Source organism: Aquirufa sp. A-Brett2-W8, from assembly GCF_054558755.1.
In genome coordinates, this window is record NZ_JBPXKS010000004.1 from 302,877 (window position 1) to 326,782 (window position 23,906).

General features: G+C 42.4%; 23 protein-coding genes and 2 pseudogenes. 14 read left to right on the forward strand and 11 right to left on the reverse strand.

Annotated elements, in window-relative coordinates:
- Positions 1-40: 40 nt before the first annotated feature.
- Positions 41-1,030: a sialidase family protein gene (locus ACST13_RS04915; protein ID WP_459522110.1), complete on the reverse strand. Its 990-nt coding sequence runs from the start codon at positions 1,028-1,030 to the stop codon at positions 41-43.
- Between the two features lie 68 nt (positions 1,031-1,098).
- Between ACST13_RS04915 and ACST13_RS04920 the strand changes: the two genes are divergently transcribed.
- From ACST13_RS04920 to ACST13_RS04935, 4 genes are all read left to right on the forward strand, one after another.
- Entirely contained in the window at positions 1,099-2,295 is a 1,197-nt protein-coding gene (locus tag ACST13_RS04920; protein WP_459522111.1) for a parallel beta-helix domain-containing protein, read from the forward strand.
- Positions 2,295-3,293: an SO2930 family diheme c-type cytochrome gene (locus ACST13_RS04925; protein WP_459522112.1), complete on the forward strand. Its 999-nt coding sequence runs from the start codon at positions 2,295-2,297 to the stop codon at positions 3,291-3,293. Before ACST13_RS04920 ends, ACST13_RS04925 begins: the two co-directional genes overlap by 1 nt.
- Positions 3,294-3,414: 121 nt before the next feature.
- Positions 3,415-4,170, forward strand: coding sequence for a hypothetical protein (locus tag ACST13_RS04930; RefSeq protein ID WP_459522113.1), 756 nt, complete (start codon positions 3,415-3,417; stop codon positions 4,168-4,170).
- Positions 4,171-4,179: 9 nt separating this feature from the next.
- Positions 4,180-4,566: a hypothetical protein gene (locus ACST13_RS04935; RefSeq protein ID WP_459522114.1), complete on the forward strand. Its 387-nt coding sequence runs from the start codon at positions 4,180-4,182 to the stop codon at positions 4,564-4,566.
- 212 nt (positions 4,567-4,778) lie between these two features.
- Here the strand turns inward: ACST13_RS04935 and ACST13_RS04940 are convergent, their stop codons facing one another.
- Complete coding sequence (locus ACST13_RS04940; protein ID WP_459522115.1) at positions 4,779-5,618, reverse strand: VOC family protein; 840 nt, start codon at positions 5,616-5,618, stop codon at positions 4,779-4,781.
- 75 nt (positions 5,619-5,693) lie between these two features.
- On the opposite strand from ACST13_RS04940, the gene ACST13_RS04945 reads away from it, so the two are divergent.
- Both ACST13_RS04945 and ACST13_RS04950 read left to right on the forward strand, forming a co-directional pair.
- Positions 5,694-5,909: a hypothetical protein gene (locus tag ACST13_RS04945; RefSeq protein WP_459522116.1), complete on the forward strand. Its 216-nt coding sequence runs from the start codon at positions 5,694-5,696 to the stop codon at positions 5,907-5,909.
- A 105-nt stretch (positions 5,910-6,014) separates the two neighbouring features.
- Positions 6,015-6,539, forward strand: a complete 525-nt coding sequence (locus ACST13_RS04950) for a ThuA domain-containing protein (protein ID WP_459522117.1) — start codon at positions 6,015-6,017, stop codon at positions 6,537-6,539.
- Here ACST13_RS04950 and ACST13_RS04955 read toward each other — a convergent pair.
- The gene (locus ACST13_RS04955; RefSeq protein WP_459522118.1) at positions 6,517-7,146 is read right to left on the reverse strand and encodes a peptidoglycan DD-metalloendopeptidase family protein; all 630 of its coding nucleotides are present in this window, start codon (positions 7,144-7,146) and stop codon (positions 6,517-6,519) included. The two genes, ACST13_RS04950 and ACST13_RS04955, sit on opposite strands and share 23 nt — an antisense overlap.
- A gap of 39 nt (positions 7,147-7,185) precedes the next feature.
- On the opposite strand from ACST13_RS04955, the gene ACST13_RS04960 reads away from it, so the two are divergent.
- Both ACST13_RS04960 and ACST13_RS04965 read left to right on the forward strand, forming a co-directional pair.
- Positions 7,186-8,262 carry a carboxypeptidase-like regulatory domain-containing protein gene (locus tag ACST13_RS04960; RefSeq protein WP_459522119.1) on the forward strand — a complete coding sequence of 359 codons (1,077 nt, stop codon included), beginning with the start codon at positions 7,186-7,188 and terminating at the stop codon, positions 8,260-8,262.
- Positions 8,259-9,524: a M28 family peptidase gene (locus tag ACST13_RS04965; RefSeq protein WP_459522120.1), complete on the forward strand. Its 1,266-nt coding sequence runs from the start codon at positions 8,259-8,261 to the stop codon at positions 9,522-9,524. The genes ACST13_RS04960 and ACST13_RS04965 overlap by 4 nt, the downstream gene beginning before the upstream one ends.
- A gap of 52 nt (positions 9,525-9,576) precedes the next feature.
- Here ACST13_RS04965 and ACST13_RS04970 read toward each other — a convergent pair whose 3' ends face one another.
- From ACST13_RS04970 to ACST13_RS04980, 3 genes are all read right to left on the reverse strand, one after another.
- Entirely contained in the window at positions 9,577-11,031 is a 1,455-nt protein-coding gene (locus ACST13_RS04970; RefSeq protein WP_459522121.1) for a RagB/SusD family nutrient uptake outer membrane protein, read from the reverse strand.
- Between the two features lie 21 nt (positions 11,032-11,052).
- Positions 11,053-14,265, reverse strand: a complete 3,213-nt coding sequence (locus ACST13_RS04975) for a SusC/RagA family TonB-linked outer membrane protein (protein ID WP_459522122.1) — start codon at positions 14,263-14,265, stop codon at positions 11,053-11,055.
- A gap of 135 nt (positions 14,266-14,400) precedes the next feature.
- Positions 14,401-14,811: a GNAT family N-acetyltransferase gene (locus ACST13_RS04980; RefSeq protein WP_459522123.1), complete on the reverse strand. Its 411-nt coding sequence runs from the start codon at positions 14,809-14,811 to the stop codon at positions 14,401-14,403.
- Between the two features lie 70 nt (positions 14,812-14,881).
- Here ACST13_RS04980 and ACST13_RS04985 point away from each other — a divergent pair, with 70 nt between their 5' ends.
- Positions 14,882-15,730: a sugar phosphate isomerase/epimerase family protein gene (locus ACST13_RS04985; protein WP_459522124.1), complete on the forward strand. Its 849-nt coding sequence runs from the start codon at positions 14,882-14,884 to the stop codon at positions 15,728-15,730.
- On the opposite strand, the gene ACST13_RS04990 is transcribed toward ACST13_RS04985, so the two are convergent.
- Positions 15,727-16,605, reverse strand: a complete 879-nt coding sequence (locus ACST13_RS04990; protein ID WP_459522125.1) for a hypothetical protein — start codon at positions 16,603-16,605, stop codon at positions 15,727-15,729. The two genes, ACST13_RS04985 and ACST13_RS04990, sit on opposite strands and share 4 nt — an antisense overlap.
- Before the next feature lie 97 nt (positions 16,606-16,702).
- On the opposite strand from ACST13_RS04990, the gene ACST13_RS04995 reads away from it, so the two are divergent.
- The 4 genes from ACST13_RS04995 to ACST13_RS05010 are packed head-to-tail and all read left to right on the forward strand — an operon-like array spanning position 16,703 to position 19,793.
- Positions 16,703-18,139 carry a DUF2271 domain-containing protein gene (locus ACST13_RS04995; RefSeq protein ID WP_459522126.1) on the forward strand — a complete coding sequence of 479 codons (1,437 nt, stop codon included), beginning with the start codon at positions 16,703-16,705 and terminating at the stop codon, positions 18,137-18,139.
- Positions 18,140-18,718: a PepSY-associated TM helix domain-containing protein gene (locus ACST13_RS05000; RefSeq protein ID WP_459522127.1), complete on the forward strand. Its 579-nt coding sequence runs from the start codon at positions 18,140-18,142 to the stop codon at positions 18,716-18,718.
- Positions 18,715-19,368 carry a hypothetical protein gene (locus ACST13_RS05005; RefSeq protein WP_459522128.1) on the forward strand — a complete coding sequence of 218 codons (654 nt, stop codon included), beginning with the start codon at positions 18,715-18,717 and terminating at the stop codon, positions 19,366-19,368. The genes ACST13_RS05000 and ACST13_RS05005 overlap by 4 nt, the downstream gene beginning before the upstream one ends.
- Entirely contained in the window at positions 19,368-19,793 is a 426-nt protein-coding gene (locus tag ACST13_RS05010; protein ID WP_459522129.1) for a DUF6174 domain-containing protein, read from the forward strand. Before ACST13_RS05005 ends, ACST13_RS05010 begins: the two co-directional genes overlap by 1 nt.
- Here ACST13_RS05010 and ACST13_RS05015 read toward each other — a convergent pair.
- Positions 19,790-20,152 carry a hypothetical protein gene (locus ACST13_RS05015; protein WP_459522130.1) on the reverse strand — a complete coding sequence of 121 codons (363 nt, stop codon included), beginning with the start codon at positions 20,150-20,152 and terminating at the stop codon, positions 19,790-19,792. The two genes, ACST13_RS05010 and ACST13_RS05015, sit on opposite strands and share 4 nt — an antisense overlap.
- The gene (locus ACST13_RS05020) at positions 20,149-21,111 is read right to left on the reverse strand and encodes a zinc-binding alcohol dehydrogenase family protein (protein ID WP_459522131.1); all 963 of its coding nucleotides are present in this window, start codon (positions 21,109-21,111) and stop codon (positions 20,149-20,151) included. Before ACST13_RS05020 ends, ACST13_RS05015 begins: the two co-directional genes overlap by 4 nt.
- Positions 21,112-21,384: 273 nt before the next feature.
- Between ACST13_RS05020 and hemN the strand changes: the two genes are divergently transcribed.
- Entirely contained in the window at positions 21,385-22,782 is a 1,398-nt protein-coding gene (gene hemN / locus ACST13_RS05025; RefSeq protein ID WP_459522132.1) for an oxygen-independent coproporphyrinogen III oxidase, read from the forward strand.
- 60 nt (positions 22,783-22,842) lie between these two features.
- On the opposite strand, the pseudogene ACST13_RS05030 reads toward hemN, so the two are convergent.
- Positions 22,843-23,337: pseudogene (locus ACST13_RS05030) on the reverse strand (LamG-like jellyroll fold domain-containing protein); the annotation flags it as partial.
- A 201-nt stretch (positions 23,338-23,538) separates the two neighbouring features.
- Positions 23,539-23,906 (reverse strand): annotated as a pseudogene (locus ACST13_RS05035) (integrase core domain-containing protein); the annotation flags it as partial.

A 23,906-nucleotide genomic window follows, 5' to 3' on the forward strand; every position in this document is an offset into this window, starting at 1 on the left:
AGGAGGTAAAAAACAATGATAAGGAGATCGATCGAAGCCATTAAAGCGAAAGAATAACGTGTTTAATTTTCTTCCGCTTCCAAGTATAGGTGATGTGTACTTTGCCGTCTTTGGTTTGAATGACTGCTGGATAGGAGAATTCCTCTCCCGGTTCGTTCTCTAAAGTAGCGATATCTTTCCAGGTTTTACCATCGCTCGAAATGGCCACACTGATAGGCGAACGGCCCTTTTTCACTGGATTATAAACGATAACATGTCGACCATCTTTCAAGGTAACCGCATCGATTCCCGAGTTTGGATTCACTAAAGTCGATGGCTCTAAAGCCGTCCAAGTACGCCCTAAATCACTCGAAAAGGCCTGTAAGATGAATCCATTTTCTGAGCGACAAACTAATTGCAAGCGGCCATCCGGTAAGAATAAAATGGAAGGTTGAATCGCTGAAGTAGTCACCCCGTCATTTAATGGCCCTGTTCTGGACCAAGTTTTTCCCCCATCGCGGGTAAATTCCATGTGCAATCTCCAGTCATTATCTTCCGAACTGGATGGGCATAAAAGGGTGCCGTCTTTTAAGAGAACAGCCTTATTTTTAATAGGGCCATAAATGTCTTTTGGTAGTTTTTCTGCTGCTGACCAGGTCTTCCCGCCATCGAAGGATCTTTTTAACATACCCCACCATGCGTCTGGTGCAGGGCCCTCTTTGTAAAACAGGATTAATTCTTTTCTAGGTACTTGTAATAATACGGGGTTCCAAAGTGGGTACCTTCTGCCGTCACCTTGCACTCCATTCGCTACCTCTACTGGCGTGTCCCATTTACCGTTTACATACTGACTAAACCAAATCCCCACATCTGGGTTTTTTTCATGCTTTCCACCAAACCACGCAGCCACTAATCCAGCTGGTGTTTCTTCAATCGTGGAGGCATGACACGATGGATAAGGCGCAGTTTCATAAATAAATGCTGATTTTTCAATTTGTGCCTGTGCACTAAAAGCCCAAACAAAAAGTAGGCTAGCGTAAATGAATTTCATAGGTTTCATAGGTTGTTAAGGTAATATTATAAAAAAATCGATAATTTCGAATGATTTAATCCTATTTAATGAAACACGTCATCCTATTTCTTAGCTTATTGAGCTTCACCGCCTTAGGGCAAGCAGACTTCGAGAAAAACTTGCAGAAGCGCTTGATTCTAGCTGAAGATGGTTCCACGATTGAGATCGAGGCGGGTCGTTTTCAGCTAACGAAGAGCCTTTCTTTAGAAGGGAAAAAGAACATCACCTTGCGCGGAAAGGGAATAGATCAAACGATTTTGAGTTTTAAAGGCCAAACCCAAGGCGCAGAAGGAATCAGGGTTTCGAATTGCGAAAACATCGTCATCGAAGATATGACGACGGAGGATTCTAAAGGGGATTTGATTAAGACGATGCAAGTGAAGGGAATCACCTTTCGCCGGATCAAAGCCGCTTGGACAGGTGGCCCTAAGTCCACCAATGGCTCCTACGCGCTCTATCCTGTATTGTGCGAGAATGTTTTGATCGATTCATGTATCGCGATAGGTGCCTCGGATGCGGGAATTTATGTGGGACAATCGAAGCATATCATCGTTCGAAATTGTGAAGCCTACGAGAATGTGGCTGGAATTGAGATTGAAAATTCGCTTTATGCGGATGTTTATAATAACAAGGCGATCGGTAATACGGGCGGAATTTTAGTATTTGATTTGCCTGATTTAGTCCAAAAAAAGGGCGGCCACATTCGCGTTCATCACAACTTAGTGAAAGAGAATAATCTGGCAAATTTTGCCCCTAAGGGAAACATTGTAGGCAATGTGCCCAGAGGAACCGGGATGATGGTGTTAGCCGCCAGTAATGTGGAATTTTTTGAAAATCAAATTATCAATCACGCCACGATTGGGGTCGCGATTATCTCGTATTACATGACCGAAAATGCCATAAAGGACAAAGATTACGATCCATATCCGACAGCCGTTTCGATTCACCACAACACGTTTGAAAGAAATCCGAGAAGGGTGCCGACGGATAGCCGTTTTGGTAAAATGTATCGCTTCGTTTTACGCTTCGGGCGCCACGTTCCGATGGTCGTTTATGACGGTATTTTAAATCCGAAGAAAGTAGGTTCAGATGGGAAATACCCTTTAGATTATTCCATTTGTGTGCGGGATAATGTGAACCAAAGCACCGCTTTCCTCGATGCGGAGAATAATTTCAAAGGCTTAAAGCAAGGCAAGGATCTCTTTGATTGCGATTTAGAAAATGTCAAATCAATTAAATTCTGATGCGGTTAATTGGATTACTATTTTTGGCTTGCGTTGCATTTTTAAGTCTCGTTTCAGCAGATGCGAACTACAAGGAAAACCTTTCTGAATATGGTTTTTTCAAAGGAACGGTAAAGGATCAAATTCCAACAGATGGCGTTGTTCTTTACACGTTAAATTCCCCCCTTTTCTCGGATTATGCCTCTAAATTGCGTTTCGTAAGGCTTCCAGAAGGCAAATCAGTGTCCTATAATCCCGATTCTGTTTTACAGTTTCCTATCGGAACGGCCATTGTTAAAACCTTCTATTATCCTTTCGATGAACGCAATCCTGAGAAAGGACGTCGTCTAATGGAAACGCGGGTTTTATTACATGAGGCCAAAGGCTGGGTGGCGCTGCCCTATATTTGGAACAAAGAACAAACCGATGCCGTACTCGAAGTGGCCGGCGGAAGCGATCAAGTTTCCTGGATAGACGCGGCAGGCAAAAAACAATCCTTCGAATACCAAGTGCCTAATATGAACCAGTGTAAGGGTTGTCACGAACGATCGGGCGAAATGACGCCCATAGGCCCCTCGGTTCGACAATTAAATGACGGTCAACAATTGCAACATTGGGAGACCGCAGGACTACTAAAGGGCTTGCCAAAAGACCACATTCCCGCCCTCGTTAACTATTCAAACGCCAGCGCCTCCCTCGATGATCGGGTGAAAGCCTACCTGGATATTAACTGTGCACATTGCCATAATGCGACCGGTCCGGCGCGTTCGTCTGGACTTTATTTAGAATGGAATTCGAAGGATCGCACGGCTTATGGATTCTTCAAAGCACCGGTGGCGGCAGGCAGAGGATCCGGTAATTTGAGTTATGATATTGTTCCTGGCAAGCCGGAACAGAGTATTTTGCACTACCGTATGGCTTCACGTGACCCCGGTGTTATGATGCCAGAATTAGGCAGACAACTCACTCATCACGAGGGAGTTGAATTAGTCCGCTCTTGGATTCAGTCGATGAATTAATCGATGGATTTGTTCCAAAATCCGATTTTGGAACAAATGATACCAGTTATATAATATCACATTATGGGAATGTTTTTAGTTTTGATTGAAACTCTTAAAAATCTAAAAACTACTCACTTCCTTGGCCCTAGTCTTGCTAGTATCAGCAGCGACTTTCGCACAAACACGTTACACGATCGTGGCTTATCGCAAATTACAACCAGGTAAATCAATCGATGACGCTATTGCAATTGAAAAGCAATGGTTACAACTTCATGATGCACGTAAAGCTGCTGGTGTTATTGAAGGATGGGCCATGTATGTGCCTTATAATAACATGAAATCACCAGGAATCGATTACGATTACATCACGGTAAATTCAGGTCCAGATTTAGACAAATTGCATACTTACCCAATGGAGATATTTGCGAGTATGATAAAAGCAGATCCTACGGGGTATGAAAAGCTAAGTGCGGCTACGGCAAAAACTCAAACTATTCTTCGTCATTCTTTTGGCAAAAAAGTAGTGGGAACAGCTAAATCAACTAATAAAGATCACTTCGTCGTTTTTGATATGATGAAAGTTGCGGATGGCGCAGCATATGAAGCATTTGAACAAAAAGTAGTGAAGGTTCAAGAAGAAAGAGTTGCAGTTGGAAATATCTCAGGCTGGTCTTTCTATAAAACAATTTTTCCAACATCAGACGATGTTGCGTTTAACTACTCAACCGTTCAAAGCTATGATAATTTATCAAAAATCGATCAGGCAATGGATAGCTATTACAAGGCAATCCCAAAGGCTTTAGGAATTTCTCCTGAAGAATTTGTTAAACAAGCATCTGCAAAACGGAGTATTACGTCTACTATGATTACTAAAGTGGCATTATCAACTAAATAATTTAAAATAATGAAAAAAATTATCATGATCATGGCTGTCGCGTCAGCCTTATTTTCTTGCGGACAAAAGCAAGATTCAGCCGCTTCTTCTACAGAGGCGACAAAGGATTCTTTAGGCGGAATGATGACATATACGGATGCTAAATCGCAAGCCGTTAGAGAACAAATCAAGGCCTATACGGAGAATGATTCGACTAAGTATGGAGTAAGTATTGCAGACAATGTGAAGCTTTATTTCCCTAATGATACGGCCGTAGATGTTCAGGGAAAAGAAGGCTATGTGGCAACTTTTCTAGGACAGCATAAGATGTACGAGAACATCAACGTATCTCGTTTACGCGTTATGACGATTACTTTAGGAAATGGTGAAACATGGACAGATACTTGGGGTGTTTAGTCAGCAAAAGGTCGTGCATCTGGTAAAGTAGTATTCGTTCCGATTCACATTGTGGATCGTTGGGATGGAGACAAAATCGTAGGAGAATACCACTTCTGGGATAATAAAGCCAATGAAAATGAGGCAGCTGCTATGGCAGCCGCAGCAAAAAAATAGTTAAAATTTGTTGAAAAGGGTTTAGAAAAGGGGGCGCTGTTAGTGCCCCCTTTTTCTCATTTTACTGCTTTCTCTAAATCCGCAATCACGAATTTCGACATCTGTAAAAAGGCATAAGTCGCCTTAGGTGCCGTCTCTGGGTTGCTCATTAATTTTCCCAAAACCGAAGGAACAATCTGCCAAGAAACACCATACTTATCTTTCAGCCAACCGCATCTACCAGGCGAACCTCCCGCGACTAAATTTTCCCATAAGAAATCAATTTCTTCCTGGGAATCGACCGTCACCATCATGGAAACACCTTCATTGAAGTTGTGCTGATGCTCCATGGAACTTTCCATTAAGCGGAAAGGCTTACCGTTTAAAGTAAACTGAGAATACTTCACATTCCCCTCTTTGTCATGTTCCCCTTTTTCATACAATGCCTTATGCAGAATTTCAGAATTCGGAAATAGGGACGTATAGAAATCAATCGCTTCGCTAGCCTTTCCATTATTCACTCCATTAAACATCAAATTAGGGGCCAGCTTTGCGTGCGATTCATGGTTTTTCATGATCTGCCAATTCACTCCATATTGATCTGCGCACCAGCCATAAAATGGACTCCACGGATAGGTGTTTAAAGCCATCAGTACCTTTCCATTTTCGGTTAATTTCTCCCAAACCCTTCTGATTTCTTCCTCATTATCTAAATTAACGAAGAAGGATATAGACGGATTAATCGGATAACCTGGTCCGCCATTCAGGTGCATGAAACGTCTTTCGAAAAGACGGTAATTCACTGCCATGGGGTTCTCGGAAAGAGGCTCAAAGCCTGAAAAAGTGCTTTGATAAAATTCTGCGGCCTCTTTTGCATTCTTGTCAAACCAGAGGCAGGTTGCAATTTCGTGTATCATAATGGGATTAAATTTCGAAAGAAATTTTGACTTTTCCTCAGAATGGTTACCTTGTAAAACAAAACCCCAAAAACTGTGAGAAAATTCTTCAAAATCCTTGGCTGGACTCTATTGGCCTTTGTCGTTCTTTTATTCGCCGCTGGCAGTCTATTCATCTACAAAGTGAAAAACGGATTTCCAGTTTCTTATGAAACCGAGAAGCCAAGTATTTCGATTCCAGCAGATAAACCAGCGATTCTTTTATTCTCTAAAACGACGGGATTCAGACACGAGGAATCGATCGATGCCTAAAGTTTAGTATTAAGAAGTTTATGCCATAAAAACCCTAGTTGGTATTTATATGAAACGGAAGCAGGAGGCATATTTAATCCGGAACAATTAGCTCAATTTGAAGTGGTGATTTTTGATAATTCAACAGGTCGTGTTTTAGATGATGCGCAGCAAGCGGCTTTAGAGAAATACGTGGAAAATGGCGGAACATTGATGGGAATTCACGGTGCAGGGGATGATTCACATCATTGGGATTGGTATGAAAAGAACTTGTTAGGGGCGAAGTTTTCGCATCATCCGTTAAATCCGCAGTTTCAAAAAGCACAAGTATCCTTGCAGGACACGACTTTTTCACCTGGGTTATCTACGACATTTGAGGGCAACGACGAATGGTATGTTTTCTTGAATCAACCCAAAGATGCCACTATCGTTTACTCCATCGATGGAGATAAGATTTTACCTAGTGGGAATATGTTGTGGATGAAGGATAAGAATTTTGGGATGGGTAAAAATCATCCGGTGGCTTGGTATAAAATGGTAGGAAAAGGGAAGACATTTTATACGTCGATGGGACACTCGAAAGAAGTTTGGGCGAATCCGGATTTTGTTAGTTTAATCGAGGGAGCAATTAAATGGGGATATAAAAAGTAACGGGATCCGGGCAATTTTCCGAATAAAATGGCAGATCTCTTGGAGAACAAACCCCCGGGTAATCCCCTGAATACCCTTGCATATCGCGAATGAGTTGAAAATGCAGGTGTGGTGGCCATCCCCCATTTTCACTTGGTTCGCCTAGGTGACAAAGCAGTTGGCCCGCAGCAATGGGCATTCCCACCGACAGCCCTTCCAGATCTTCGATAGCTAAATGACCATATAAACTATAGATTCCCAGAACGGGATGAAATAGAATAATGGTAGGGCCATAATTACCCGAACCAGGGTTGACTTGAAAACTATGCACCACGCCATCCGCCACAGGAAAAACAGGCGTTCCCGCTGCTGCCCAAAAATCAATACCCAAATGAATGTTCCGGAAGTCGGCTGAATCAGTCGCAAAATTCTCATGCGCTTCATAGATGACCCGGTGTTCGAGGTAGCCGCCTACGCCTATTTTGGCCCCTAATTTCTGCTCTATATAAGCGCAAAAAGCTTCAATATTCGAAAATACGGATGGATTCAACTCCTTATTCGAAGCGCTCAAATCCAGCGCGATACTGTTCGAGGGTGTGAAAGGCTCAGAAAATAGGCGATGAATCATTCGTGAATTTATTTGCTTAAATTTAGTCAAAGATAAATAATGCGCCTTCTAATTCCCTTCCTTCTTGCCCCATTTTTCCTATTTGCTCAGCAAAAATACATTTTAACCGGATCAGTAACGGAAAAAGGATCGATTACTATTCCAGGCGCCAGCGTTTTCATTGAGGGAACCACTATGGGGACTCAGGCAGATGCAAATGGGCTCTACACGCTAAAAAATATACCGGCAGGACGACACCGTTTGGTTGCTTCGTTAGTGGGATATCTCCCTAAAATGATCTTAATTGATGTTCCTGGAAAGAGTAGCAATTGGAATTTTTCTTTAGAAGAAGACAACAAGACTTTAGACGAAGTGCGGGTGGTGGGATCTCAGGACAAGACTTGGGAAAAGCAATTTCGTGCTTTTGAAAGGGGCTTCATCGGGGAAAGTTATGATCGAAAAGAGGTTTACATTACGAATCGTGAGGTAGTGGATTTCACGGAGGATGATGACGCGTTCAATGCAAAAGCATCTAAACCTTTGCAAATCGTGAATAAAACGCTCGGATATAAAGTAACGTATTTTATGGACAACTTTGAGAAGACGAGTAATTTGACTTCTTTCAAAGGCTTAGCTAGTTTTGAAAAGCTTATCCCGGAAGATGCGAAACAAGAGCGCAGGTGGGAGCGGAATAGGGAGGAGGCGTATGAAGGTTCGATAAAGCATTTTTTGAAGGCTTTGGTGGGGAATCGATTAGAAGAGGAGGGCTTTAATGCGTTTTTATTGAAGCCGGAATATTTGAATAATTTGCGGAGGGGCTTGTTTTTTGATCGGAATAATGAAAGGCACGTCGCTTTCAAAGAACCAGATTTAATCGGAGTTGTTTCTGAAGAGGGGTTGACCACGATGAATTGGAAAATTCCGATGGAGATTGTATTCAATCGGAAACGTGTGGCGAGACCGATCTTTATGGATGCGCCCTATCCTTATACGATTTTGATCCCCAAAGGCCCCATACAAGTTACCGCCGCCGGCGATCTCATGAATCCTTATTCGATCGAAATGCGGGAGGAAATGGGTAAAATTGGAATGGCAGATTTATTACCTTTGGACTTTGAAATCAACACAGAAAAATGAAAAAAATCTTACTACTCCTAGCGCTTCCTTTTTTAGCACAAGCGCAGAAAATTGACAAAATCATTACGCGCGCAGAAACGGAGCGCATCGAAACTTATTTAGCCTCCGATGAACTAGCAGGCAGAAAACCCTTCACGCCGGGAATTGAAAAAGCAGCGAATTTTATCGCAGGCGAATTCGAGAAAGCGGGTTTGCAGAAAACGAAAGACTCCTTTTTGCAGAGTTTTCCCCTGTTTAAATCTCAATTGCAATCGATTTCTGCCATCATCGATGAGAAAGCTATCGAGGGGAAACAAGCGGCTATTATCTCCAAAGAAGCATCTATTCAACTGGACGAAAAATCGGGATACGAGGTGGTGAGCATAAAGGAGGGAGAGAATTTTGGCCAAAACGCCTACAAAATTATGGCGGCGAAAAAACCAACGATCGCCTTCTTGCACGAAAGCTTTGCGAAATTCATCCCACGCCTTTCTGGCAGAGGTCCGATGAAAGAAAGCCAAGCGACCATCCTATTCGTTATTTCCAATACCGTTCCTTCCACTTTTAAAATTACCGCGACTCAACAAGTGGAGAAACTTCAATTATCTAACGTCGTGGGCATCTTACCAGGCAAAAGCCGTCCGAACGAATACGTCATTTTCTCCGGCCACTATGACCATTTAGGTATAGGCAAACCGGTACAGGGGGATTCTATCTATAATGGAGCGAACGACGATGCCGCTGGAACGACAGCCGTGATGATGCTGGCTAAATACTATGTTAAAAAACGCGATAATGAGCGCACCTTGATCTTTGCAGCGTTCACGGCGGAGGAAAGCGGAGGCTTTGGTAGTTCCTATTTTTCTAAGCAGCTTAACCCGGATCAAGTAATGGCCATGTTCAACCTCGAGATGATCGGGACAGAAAGCAAATGGGGGAAAAACAGTGCGTACATCACCGGTTATGAGAAGTCATCGATGGGCGAAATTTTGAAGAAGAATTTAGCTGGATCGGAGTTCACTTTTTATCCAGATCCGTACCTAGACCAAAACTTGTTTTACCGCTCTGATAACGCCACGTTAGCTGAATTAGGCGTACCGGCACATACCATTTCTACTTCCAAGATGGACAGCGAACCTAATTACCACAAGGCGAGCGACGAAGTAGGGACTTTGGACTTAGATAATATGACCGAAATTATCAAGGCTATCGCGAAGAGCGCTACCAGTATTATTTCGGGAAAGGATACGCCTAGTCGAGTCGATACGACCAAGCTTAAATAAATAAAAAAGCCGCTCCCTCGTAAGAAGGAGCGGCTTTTTAGTTTAAACTTGATTACTTATTCAAGTTCGGGTTGTTTTGAACTTCTTCGATAGGAATCTTGAAAGTTAAACGTGTATCGTTGTGAGGAACAGGAGTACCTACAAACTTCAAGTGGTTTGATCCACGGTTCGTAGTTGCCTTATTTCTCTTTAATGCTAAGTACGTCTTTCCTTCACCCCACATCTCAATACGAGTCTGTAAGTAAATCTCATCTTGTAACGCTTTTCCAGTTAATGCATCGATGTAAGATGCATCAGGAACACGTAGCGCCATGATTGCTTTTAAAGACTTTCTTGCACCTGCTTCGTCCCCTGTTTTAGCACAAGCTTCTGCATTTAGCAAGTACATCTCTTCCACACGCATGTAGATATAATCTGCGTCGATTGTTCTTTGACCACCGATTACTTTGCCCGGGTGGTAGAACTTACCGATAGGAGCTAATTTATTAGCTGAGGAGAATTGAGCCTTTCTAATGTCATCAGCTGGGATTAAGTCATACAAACCTTTGTCCATACCCTTGATATCTCCCGCCCAAGCGTAAGAATAGGTGTAAAGGTCCATTTGTCCCCACCAAGAGATCAAGTTCAACTTAGAATCTACCGTGATATCTACACCCCACATCCATTGGCTAGTTGCTAAGGCATTAAAACCACCCGTTGCTTCAGCCGCTGTCATGATTTTAAAGCCACCTTTTGAGATAACGTCAGCTGTTACCGATTTCATCGCTGCGTTATTACCCATCGCACCGTGAACATACGCTAACATACCTGATGCTACCGAAGCGTTAACTTCAGATTTGTTCGAACGAGAAAAATCAGATAATAACGATTGCGCGTCTGTTAAATCTTTCACCATTAACGCATATACATCCGCTGCAGTGCTTTTAGGCAAGTTTGGATCTACGGTGTTTTTGTACAATGGTAAAATCTTCTCAGATGGGTTGTATTCGTTTTGGAAATACTGTGCTAAATAGAAATAACTAAATGCACGCATCGCTTTCGCTTGACCCATATACCAGCGACCAGCTGCCGTTCCTGGGATTGCCTCGCTACCACCTAAACCATCGATTACTGTATTCGCAGCAAAGATAAGGCGGTAGTAGAAACGCCATACTTGGTAATTATCTTGGAATGTATAATCTACCGTTGTTTGGAATTCTGTAATCGTTCTGAACCAGCCATAGATAACCGAAGTTAAAGCCATGTCACCAGACAGCATGTCGCCGTACATATCGTAAGACTTATGACCAAAGTCATCGTGTCCGGATGTACCGCCAGTACCAGCGCCATACATCGTTGCATAAATACCTGCTACGTTCGCAGATTGTAAACCAGGATTTAAAGCAGAGGCCTCTGCGATTTGATTCGCTGAAATCAATTCGGTAGGTTCCGTCTGTAAAAATTCTTCTTTACAACTAACCGTTCCTAGAAGAACAGTCGCAAATAAAATTTTATGTAATGTTTTCATCTTTCTATTTCTTTTAAAAAATTAAAACTTAACTCGTAACCCAGCTGTCATAGTAGACAAAGGAGAATAACGATAGGTATCAGATCCTCCCGTTTCAGCCGAACTAGGGTTGAAACCGTTTCTTGCAGAAGCTAAGAATAAATTATCTCCAGATACCCAAAGGTAAACACCTGTAATAGGGCTGTTTGTGAAGAATTTGCTCGGAACCTTATAACCGATTTGAAGGTTGTTCAAAGCCAAGAAATCTGATTTCGTAATGAAGCGAGTAGATCCTGAGCTTACGTTAGCATCTTGTCCAGCAGATAAACGAGGTACGTCAGTTGCCTGACCTCTCTGAGACCATCTTGATAAGATATCTGTATGGAAGTTATTACCTCCAGCAGCACCACCTGAGTTCATTAATCCAGCATAAGCTCCGTCATATGCATAACCACCTAAGCTGTAAAGGAATTGCATATTGATGTCAAAGTTGCCTAATCCACCATTTAAGCTAAATGCTCCTCTTACTTTAGGGAATGGCGACTTATTGATAAATTTAGTCGTTCCATCTGCGTAAGCACTTGTACGAGAAACTTTGACAGTTTTCAATGTTTCAGCCGTAGCAGTTGCTTCGAAATCAGCCATTGACTTGATGTTTTCTGAAGTTTGGCGAATGTTGTCACCATTTGCATCTGCCCAATATACGTTCCACTCAGAAACACCTGTTTCTGGGTTTACACCAGCATATTCACGTGTATAAAAATCGAAGATCGAGTGACCTACCGCTCTACCATAAAGACCATCAATATCGATGATTTTCTCTTTACCTGTAGCTGGATCGATTGGTAAACGAAGCATACGGTTCTCGATCATCTCACCATTAATGGTAAAGTCTAAATAGTTGTTCTTCGTTTGTAATAAGTGAGCCGTGATATCGAATTCAACACCGGTATTACGCAAAGCACCATCGTTTACACGAAGAGATGCATAACCTACTGAAGGTCCTACACGGCGATCGAAGATCAAGTTATCAGTCGTCTTAGTATAGTAATCAATAGCAACGTCTAGGTACTTACCTAATTTGAATTCAGTTCCTACCTGCATTTGCTTAGAAATCTCCCAAGTCAAATCTGGATTACCCTTTGAAACGAAAGATAAGGAGATGTTTTGGTTTAAGTTTTGAACTTGGAATAAGTCATATCCAGGATATAGACCGATACCACCTTGCTCTCCAATTAAACCATAAGAAGCTTTCAATTTCAAATCTTTGACCAATGGAACATTTTCCATGAATGCCTCCTTAGATACTAACCAAGCAGCACCTACTGAACCGAAATCACCCCATTTGTTTTTCAAGAAACGAGACGATCCATCACGTCTTACCGTAGCAGATAAGAAATATTTTCCATCGTAATCATAGTTTAACTGACCGAAATACGACTCTAACGAGTAGTTGTTCAAATACGATTGTGGAGGGTTAGAGATAACCGCGTTGTTGAATTCAACACCATCTGGCATCACTAACTTGTACATCGAAGCCCACATAAATTTAGTTTCTGTGGCATAGCTTTCGTGTGCTACGAATGCTTCGAAGTTATGTACATTAAACGACTTCTTGTAACGTAACAAGTTTAACAAGTTGTAGTTTAAGTTCTCTGTTTTTTGCTTGTAGATATAACCACCTTGACCAGCGTTAGGGCCATAGAATGGATTGTTCTGTATATCCAAAGAAGCGTTTGAATATTGTAAACCTAATTTGTTCTCTAATGATAAACCAGGAGTGATTTGAATATTCAAAGATGTCGCTGCGTTGATATCGTGTGACTTCGTATTACGGATACCTAATTTAGCATCAGCAATTGAGTTTGTTAAGGCACCGAAACCACGACCTACACCGTAATCGTATTGGTATCCATTATAATATGGATCACGTACGTATTGTGAAGTAGTGTTATCGTGTAAGAATAACGGATAGATAGGAGGCAAGTTATCTACAAACCAGAATACCGATCCCGAGTCAGATGGTTGACCTGGGTTATTTGTTACTCCATAAGAATAACCGATGTTCGTAGTCGAGCTTAACCAAGATTTAGGATTGTGTGTTAAGTTCAAACGAGTAGAATAACGTTTGTAATCTGTGTTTACAGAATATCCGATATCTTCTAATGCTCCATAAGAAGCAAAATAACGTGTTTTGCTATTACCTCCACTGATCTTTAAGTTAGCTTCGTTACGATTGGAATTTTGGAAACCATAATCAGCCCAATTTTCTGGGATATAACGACGCTCAGCACCTGGAACAACTTGTCTTGTAGCTGGGTTAATTAATTGAGCCGCAGGAACTGTCCACATGTTGTAATTAGGCATGTTAGCAAACAAGTTAGCGTTTGCATAGGCAGTTGGGTTAGCATTCGCTAAAGCAACACCTCTATTATACAAGCCTTCCCATGTCAATCCAATGTATTGCTCTGGGGATTTGATCGTGCTATAACGAGGTAATAAGCTCATGTTTTGACCAGACTTTAATTCTAGTTCAATCACAGCCTCACCTGTTCTACTACCTCTTTTCGTGTTGATTACAACCACACCATTCGCTCCACGAGAACCGTAGATCGCTGTTGCAGCCGCATCTTTTAAGATGGTAGTGTTCTCGATATCACCTGGGTTAATCGAGTTGATATTTCCTTCGAAAGGCACACCGTCTAATACGTAAAGTGGACCACGGCTACCATTTACAGTACCGATACCACGAATACGAATCGCAGCAACTGTTCCTGGTTGTCCTGAAGAGTTGATGACAGTCACACCGGCAGCCTCACCCGCTAATCCCTTAGAGATGTTAGAGAAGTTTTTACGCTCGATGTTTTTTGCATCAACCACTTTCGCTGTACCTGTAAACGATTGTTTAGCAGTCGAACTGTATGAAGTGACGATAACTTCATCTAACGTATTATCAGATGTTAATGCTACTTGAACAGATGAAGTCGCACTTGTTACAGCAACCGTAGATTTAGTATAGCCTACGAAGCTGAATGTTAAAGTTTGGCCATCCGCGGCCGCAATCGAGAACTTTCCAGATTTGTCTGTGTTTGTTCCCGTTTTTGTTCCATTTACGATGACAGTTGCGCCCACTAATGGTTGGCCGTTCTCATCTGCTACCGTACCTGTTACAGTTTTCGTTGCTTTCTGGGCGAACGATACCTGCATCATGAACACTAAGATTAGTGTCAAAAGGCTAGTAATTTTTGTTTTCATAAGCGATGAATTTTTCAAAAAGTGTGTTAAAAAATGATTTAATTAATTTGGGTTTTATACTGAAAGCCAAACGTTTATCTGGTTTTCAAACCGAAAAAAAGCGGATTTTGTTTTAAAATCAAAGAAAAAACCAAACTATTTCAACTCATCTACACTGTCTATAAAGTAGCAATGTTCGTGTTTTTGCATCCCAATTTTAGGATAATACCCTTCAGCGGCGGGGGCGGATAGAAGGATTACTTTCGCCCTAGGAATGAACTTTTTTACCTTTATAATCAATTGTTTCCCTATGCCTTGGTGCTGGTAAGCCTCGTCGATAGCGAGGTCAGATAAGTAGCTGGTATAGACAAAATCGGTCATTACGCGTGCCAGACCCACTAATTTGCTTCCATCGTAAGCGCCTACATAGACATTCCCGTGCTGGAACATGAGCTCCATCGCCGCTAAATCTGCTAAAGGACGGCGTAATCCCAAAGTGGATTTTTCGAGAATATCGATGAAATCTTGGGCTGTGATTTTGGGTTGTGTGATATAGGTGATGAGCATCAGAAAATATTTATTATTAATCTCAATTAATTCACAAAAAAAAGTCATTTTTACGTAAAACCTATACAATATGAAAATTAAACACCTAGTAATTATTTGCCTTTTGGCATTGCCTGCATTTCTGCAAGCGCAGAAATTATACACCTATCCGATTGGTGTTCAAGCCTATACTTTCCGCAATCAATTTCCTAAAGATGTAGCTAAGACGCTTGACCTAATTCAGTCCATGGGAATAACGGAAATTGAAGGTAGTGCACAAAAGGGACAAACTACTGAGCAATTCAAGCAAATGTGTACGGATCGAGGCATTTCTGTTCCATCTACCGGGGTAGATTTTAACGATTTAGCAAATCCAGCCGATGCGATTGCTAAAGCCAAGATATTGGGGGCGAAATTTGTGATGTGTGCTTGGATTCCGCATAAAGTTCGCGGAGGCTTTACTTTAGAAGAAGCGGAGAAAGCCGTAGCTGTATTTAATGAAGCAGGAAAGAAGTTCAGAGAAAATGGTTTGACGCTTTGTTACCATGATCATGGCTATGAGTTCCAGCCTTTTGGCAAAAAGGAAACCCTGTTAGATTATATCATCCAAAATACCAATCCGGAATATCTATCTTTCGAAATGGATGTATTGTGGACGATGCACGGTGGAGGCGCTGATATGCCAGAGAAATTATTGAAGAAATACCCGACTCGCTTTAAGTTGATGCACGTAAAGGATTTGCGTAAGGGAATTGCGGGTGATTTAACCGGCGGAACTCCAGCAGAAAACGATGTGCCAGTAGGAACGGGTCAAGGAAATTGGAAGCAAATCATTAAGCTAGCAAAGAAGAACGGCGTAGAGCATTGCTTCATTGAGGACGAAAGCAATCAAGAGGTGCAATTTGTTCCTTTAAGTATTGCGTATTTGAAGAGCCTTTAGAATTTTATGTTGTAAGCAATATAGGGGATCGCTCCAATACCGAAACTAGTAGATAATAAACCGACGTCGTACGCCGAGCGCTCCCCTAGAATTCTTAATCCTGCGGATAAAACCCCAGTGTAGGCTGTTGTCGAATTTAGAAATTGACCATTATCACCATAATTTACCGTCTTAATCGAGAATATCCAGTTCTCGGTAATTAACATCGCCTTTTTTGAAATCCGTGTCATACCAGAAACGGTGAACATAGGGGTGTTAGCAAATTTCCAATTGTAATCATCTCTTCCAAATCCAGTATTTTCATTATAAGCTCCTAACCCTGCATTTAAGGTCATATTATGTTCTTTCGAACCATAGGTGAAAGATCCATATACCGTTCCCACCCCAAAATTCAAACCTCGAATTAGGGATGTCGCAAACAGAATTCCCCCTCCTACGTGTACCTTATCAGCTACTTGATAGCCTATTTTAGGTGTGATAAATAGGGCAAAAGGAACCACAACGCCACCCCCTAAGGAGAAATTATCGCTTATACCTGCTTGAAAGGAATTCAAAAGGCCAACGGCGTTTTGGTAATATTTGTCCCCTTTCTTTAGCGGAATCGCAGAAGGAGCGAAGAAATAACGCGTGGGTTGTGGATTCGGAAATTGGTCTTTTTCTTCTTTCGAAATCATGTTCATCGATTTAATGGTCGACCAGGGAATGGTGACTTTACCTAAATCTGATGTGGCGATTGAAACTTCTGTTTCAGATTTTTGAATTAGTTGGCCGCCGATTGTTTTGCCATTTTTTAATTCTAAACGAACATAGGTGGAATCTTGTGCCATCGTTTTGGCGCCAAAAAAGAGCAGGAACGCAATCAGTAGATTTTTCATGGGATGTCCGTTATATCTACAAATCTCAACGCTTTATCTCATATATCGTTCTATTAAGCTGATTATTTTTCAATATTGTGCTTTAAATATATATCCAATGATCAATTCAATCGGCCTAAGTTTATTATCATTATCACCTGCAGCATCCTCTAACAACGGTTTATTAACAGCACATTTTGAAAATGTGTTAGGAACGTCCTTAGATTTAAAAATCATTGCCTCATCTGAGGTAGTTGCTTCTGCGGCAGAATCAAAAATCTTATCAGAAATTAATCGACTGAACGGGATTCTTTCCTCCCGTGAATCTTCGGAGTTTAATCTGTGGCGTTCGACTCGCGGAGAATCCATCGAAATTTCTTCCGATTTGCGCGAGGTGTTACAGCATTTCGAAGAATGGAATGTAAAAACGGACGGAGCTTTGAATCCGGCGTCGGAGCATATTGCCAAAATGTGGGCATCGGAAATTCCTTCTACATCAGCTTTAGCAATGGTAGTTAATGAAGTAAATCAGCCGCACTGGTCATTGGATGAAAATGGAGCGACGCGTTTAACGGACACAGAATTGAAATTACACAGCTTTACGAAGTCCTATGTGATGGAGAAAGCAGCCGCAGAGGCTATGAAAGAAGAAGGTGTGGCTGGGGTGGTTGTGAATATAGGGGGTGATTTTGTGGTGAAAGGAGATTGGACGGAGAAAATAGGCGTGTCTGATCCGAGAAATGCGGGAGAGAACGCGCAGGTTTTGAGCTATATCCAAGTGAATAATAAAGCGGTGGCGACATCGGGCGATTACCGCAGAGGTTCAGATATCGATGGCGTTCATTACTCGCACATCATGGATCCGCGAACGGCGGAACCGGCAGCGGAAGTGATTTCTGCGACAGTGGCACACGAAGATGCGGTGACGGCTGGGGCTTTAGCGACGGCTTTTAATGTATTAGGTGTGGCGGCTTCGATTGATTTAGCTGCGCAGTATCCGGACGCTTCGTATTTAATAGTGGACAAAGAAGGAGCGGAATATAGAAGTGAAAACTGGCCTGCGACTTCATCAGAGAAGAGTTCGATTAGTTTAGTGAATGTCAAAGAGAAGTTGTGGACTGCCAGTCAAACCTTAGATATCAATTTCGAACTAGCGCGTTTCGAAGGTCGCGCGCGTCGTCCGTTTGTGGCGGTTTGGATTGAAGATGAGAATCATAAGCCGGTGAAAAGAATCGCGGTTTGGTATAATAAGCCACGTTGGTTGCCGGATTTGCGTTCTTGGTTTGCGGCGAAAAGAGACGTGGAATTTGATGCGGCTTCGGTGACGGGTGCGACACGCGCGGCGGGGCAATATACCTTGGTGTGGGATGGGAAGAACGACGCGGGGGAATATGTACCTTTGGGGAAATATACCGTGTTTATCGAGGCGGCTCGCGAGCACGGAACGTACCAGTTGATTAAGCAAGAAATGAAGTTTGATGGGAAGGCCAAAAGCCAAACCTTAGCCGGTGGCGAGGAAATGACGGCGGCTTCATTGGTCTATAAAGCAAAGTAAATGAGAGATTTAGCGACGTGGTCGAGGTGGCTGCACATCTATTTGTCGATGTTCAGTTTCATTATCGTATTGTTCTTTTCGGTGACGGGTTTGACCCTGAACCACGTGGATTGGTTCCCAGAAAGTACAGTGGTTTCAGAACTGAAAGGTTCTGTGAATGCTGGCTGGGTTTCGGTGGCTGATACCGCTAAAATTCCTAAACTCGACATCGTTGAGCAGCTTCGCGCGAACCATAGTATTAAGGGACAAATGAACGATTTCAGAATCGATGAGGAAGAGATTTCGATTTCCTTTCAAGGTCCCGGTTATACGGCCGATTTCTTCGTGAACCGCGCGGATGGGAAATACGAATTAACAGAAACGAAGATGGGTATTATTGCCGTGATCAACGACCTGCACAAGGGTCGCGATACCGGGAAGTCATGGTCTTGGGTCATTGACTTTTCTGCCATCTTTATGATTGTAATCTCGCTAACAGGATTAATTTTGTTATTATTTTTAAAGAAAAGAAGGACGAACGGGATGCTTTGGTTAGCTATCGGCGGGATCGTTGCCTGGGTATTTTATTATTTTGTATGAAACGCATATTCACCATTCTATTTTTCAGCTCTTTGCTCTTTGCAAATATTGTGTTTGCGCAAGACCACGCTCCACTTCCGCCACTACCGGTGGAGGCGACATTTGGGAATAATCGATTGCATTTTCAAGCTGTTATAAACCGGCCCATTTCAGCCAATGGGAAATTAAGTTTTTTCAATTTGAGTACCGGTGCGGTTGATTATTCAAATACGGCGTCGGAGACGGAGATGGTGGTGGTAAATAATCTAACCTATTCCTTATTTGGCAATATTAAGCTAACGGGTGGAGCAGAGTGGCATTATAAATTAGGACTAGTTCCTCAGCTCGGTTTGCAGTATTTTAAGGCAAATCGTACCTGGCTGATTTTGGTAAACCCAAGTATTAATATGCAACCTTCTAAGAGTACGGCCACGATCGGAATTGTGGAATACAAACCGGCGCTTTCTCAGAAAACGCAATTGTATACACGTGCTCAAGTATTGTACATTCAAAGTTTGGAGGATGGGAAGCATGCGCGCAGTGCGATCATGTTGCGAGCGGGTATTACCAAAGGGAAGTTCACGGTCGGCTTAGGAGCTAATTTTGATTATTATGGACCGATGAAGATGGAGAAAGATAATGTAGGCCTGTTCACTCGTTTAGCACTATAATGAAGAAATTACTGTTCCTTTTTTGTTTGAGTTTCTTCGGTTGCAAAACCGTGGAGCCGCTGGATGACGCGACGACGAATCTGAATCTTTGGAACGAAAAAAAGATTGTTAACTATTCTTTTTCCTTTAAGCGTGTTTGCTATTGTCCTTTAGAATATGTGGGTCCGCATCAAATAGTAGTGCAAAACGGTAAGATTTCCACCGTAAATGGCGCGCCCTATAATGCGGCAGAACGCTACGGGGTTATGTATACGATTCCAGAATTATTACAAGTTATTAAGGCGAATATTGATCGTAAACCCGTTAAAAGTATCTTGAATTTCAATCCAACATACGGTTATCCGACTAGCGTATATTTTGACTTTTCGGAAATGATCGCCGACGAGGAAATCGGCTATGAGATTACGAATTTTAAAATCAACTAGGGACAAATCGAGATGGGTAAGGCCTTCTTAGGTGTGGGGCTATAGGCTTTGCAGGTGATACATTCAGCGGTCAGTTGGCTAGCGTCTAACTTGAAAAAGAATTCGTCCCCTTCTTTCAAACTAACAGGCAAGGCGCAGGGATTAGATAAGGCGAACGCATTTTTATAGTTTTTACCCGTATCTGGATTCTTCCAAATAGATTCCACCTTCGATGTGTCAATTGAACCTTCGACTAATTCAATCACATAATTATTGCAAATTCCCTTTAGTGATAGGCGACCCTTGTAGCAATTATCAGGAAGTACTTCTTGGGATTTACAGGCACCTAAAAGCAGGCAGAAGAGTAGTAGTGGTTTCATTCCGCTAAAGTAATCATTGCTTTAATTACCTGTGCGCCGGGCTCGTTAATTTTTGCAAATATATCAGGAACTTGATTTTTTGTGAAGCGATGGCTGATGAATTGTTCTGCCTTTATCTTTCCTCCTCGAAATATACTTATCACGTATTTGAAGTCTTCCAAAGTCGCGTTTCGGCTACTCATTAACGTCGCTTCTCTTTTGTGAAATTCAGGATGAGAAAAGGAGATTGCTTGTTTTTGCAATCCGATCAAAATGTATTTCCCTCCATGTGCTATTTTAGCGAATCCTGATTCGATGGCGTTAAGATTTCCTGTGGCATCAATGACGGAGGAATAAGTATTCGCGGAGGCCTCTGAAACCCCTAAATTATCCAAGCAGAATTTTAATCGTGCCGGATTAGGTTCTGCGACCTCGACCAAAGCCCCTTGAATTTTAGCGAGCAAAATCGTGAATAGACCAATGGGTCCGGCGCCCATCACTAGCACTTTTTCGCCTGGGTTTAATGCCGCACGGCGAAGTCCGTGTGCTGCGATGGAAAGTGGTTCGACTAAGGCAAGTTCGTCAGCTGATAGACCTCTTCCTGGTAAAATGTAGCGATCTTCTACCACAATATATTCGCGCATTCCGCCGTCTATATGCACCCCAAAAACCTGCAAACTTTCACAGCAATTAGACTTTCCAGCCTCGCAGGCATCGCACGAAGCACAATTAAAATAGGGAATGATTGTAGCTAATTCACCTGTCACGAAGACGTCGGATTCCACGATTTCTACCGCCATTTCGTGGCCTAAAATGCGCGGATAAGAAAAGAAGGGTTGGTTGCCAGCAAAGGCGTGAATGTCCGTTCCGCAGATGCCAATGTTACGTACGCGAAGCAGGGAAAATCCCGGTGCGCGCTGAGGCATTTCAGCCTCTTTCAGGCTCAGTGTTCCAGGCTCATTACATATCCATTGTTGCATGGGTTGAAATTAACAATTTTAATTAAAGAAGCAGGAATAAATGGTAAGTGGGGGTAAAAATGGTGAATGGTAAGTGGTGAATGGTAAATGGGGGCGGGTTTATCGATCATGATAATTGGGGATATCGATCATTATTTACGTTTTTATGATCGATAAATAGGTTTTTTATGATCGATAAATGCAGAACAGTTCAAATCAGATCATTTACCACTTACCATTCACCATCTCTTCACCATTCAATGTTGTTCTTAGCAAAAATGACGACAGTCATTTTTGCTAAATCCTCTCAAAGCTACCTTTGCCCCCATGCAAGCGGTAAGCCTAGATTTATTGAACAAGTACAACGTAGCGATTCCGCGCTACACGAGTTATCCGACGGTACCGTTTTGGGATGAGACGATTGACAGCGAACACTGGGAACGGATGTTTGTGCGTCGTTTCGAGGAGAGCAATGAACAGGAGGGGATTAGCGTGTACATTCACTTGCCTTTTTGCGAGAAACTCTGCACTTTTTGTGGCTGTAATAAGCGCATCACGACGAATCATTCCGTGGAGGAGGAGTACATCGATATGCTGTTACAGGAGTGGAATTTGTACCGAAAATCGATGAGCTCTAAGCCCGTTATTCGAGAATTACATATCGGAGGCGGGACGCCTACGTTCTTTTCGCCGCAGAATTTACAGCGGATGTTGCAGGGGATTTTAGCTGATTCTATTGTGCCAAAGATCCACGAATTCGGTTTCGAGGATCACCCCAATAATACGAGTCGCGAACATTTACAAACTCTTTTTGAGCTCGGATTTAACCGCGTGAGTTTTGGGATGCAGGATAGTAATCCCCAAGTTCAGGAGGTGATTAATCGGGTGCAGCCTTTGGAAAATGTCAGACAGGTGGTGGAATGGGCGCGGGAGATCGGGTATGAGTCTATGAACTTGGATTTAGTGTATGGCCTGCCTTTGCAGACTTTGCCGCGGATCGAAAAGACCATTCAGGACGCGATTTCGATGCGGCCGGATCGCATCGCGTTTTATTCCTATGCGCATGTGCCGTGGACGAGCAAGGCGCAGCGACTTTTTGACGAAAACGATTTACCTGAGGCGTCTGAGAAGATGCAGTTGTACCAAAAAGGCAAGGAGCTTTTCCGCGCCGCCGGTTACACGGACATTGGGATGGATCACTTCGCGCTCCCATCGGATTTAATGGTCAAAGCGCACAACGAGGGCACCTTACACCGCAACTTTATGGGCTACACGGTGCAGCAGACGGGTTTGCTTTTAGGTTTAGGCGTCTCGAGCATCAGCGATATTTACTATGGTTTTGCCCAAAACAAGAAGACCATTCAGGAATATTACCAGCAAATTAAGGCCGGCGAACTGGCCGTTTTCAAGGGCTATTTTTTAAGTCAGATGGACCAAAAAATGCGCCAATACATCCTCGACATCGCCTGCCAAGGCAAGACCCATTTCCACAAAGAAGACCTCGAAGTCCTCCGTCCATACACCTTTCACGAACTCGACGAACTCGCGATCGATGACCTGGTCACCTGGGGCGCACACGGCGTCATCGTGACAGATTTAGGCAAGCATTTCATCCGAAATATCTGCAAGGCTTTCGACCTGAAACTGTTGGCGACCGCGGAGGCTGCGCCGCAGTTTAGTAGGGGGGTGTAAAGTAAAACCCGAGGGACATGCTCCATCGGGTTTAGGGGAATCTGATTATTCTAATACGATTTACAAACCGAAACGGGATTTAACCGCATTAAAGTTGGTGGTGACATCACTACTACCCAATACAGAATTATATACTGAGATGGTTGCAATATTCCCTCTAAAGTATTCCGCTCCTCCACCCCATGCATAGTCCCAACCGATTACAAAGTTGCCTTGGCCAGTTAATGAGCCCGCTGAAAAATTAATTGTATTGGCTAGATTTTTATCCACATACCATTTCATTTGATTAATAGATACATCGACAGTTATTGTAATTAAATGCCATGTATTGTCCATGATGGTGGAACTTGAATTGGGTTCAAATTGCTGAACCCCCGGATTATTTAATTGTGCTCGAATTCCATCTCCTCTCGAGGTTAACAAAAAACCAGTAATAGTGGATGCGTTTCTCGTATTTATCATTTCTGCATATCCACCACTTGGAATTTTTGCCCAGGTAGATAATGTCCAAGAACCATTATCAGGAATGACAGATGAAACTATTGAAACATATGAAGTGCTACCATTGAAATATAAACTGCCATTTTGAAAAACAGGTAAACTTCCTGAATTATTAGAACGTAAAGTACCGTGATTATTATTTCCACTTGTACGTCGTCAAACTAAAGTGGACTTTTCCTAAAGAAGTGTTTCGTGTTTTTGTGAATGTATAATTTCTTTTTTTTCTGTGCAATCTTTGGCTGTTTTTATTTTCTCATAGTTCAATCTTCTTTGTTTTAAAGTTTCCATTTTAATTCGTTTTCTTTCTTGTAAAATCATCTCTCCACGCCCATAATATACGTCAGCAGGCGTAAGATTTTGAAGGGATTCATGGTAACGCTGGTGGTTATAGTATTCCACAAAATCTTTTAAAGCCGCCTCTAATTCCTCTGGCATGTAGTAATGATGCAGCTTGACTACATTCTTCATGGTCCGGTGGTACCTTTCTATCTTTCCCTGGGTCTGTGGATGGAAAGGTCTGCCGTGTAATTGATCCATATTGTAGGATTCCTTTAGGTATTGCTTTAGTTCTTTTGCTACATAACATGAACCATTATCAGAGAGTAATCGAGGTCTTGGTTTGG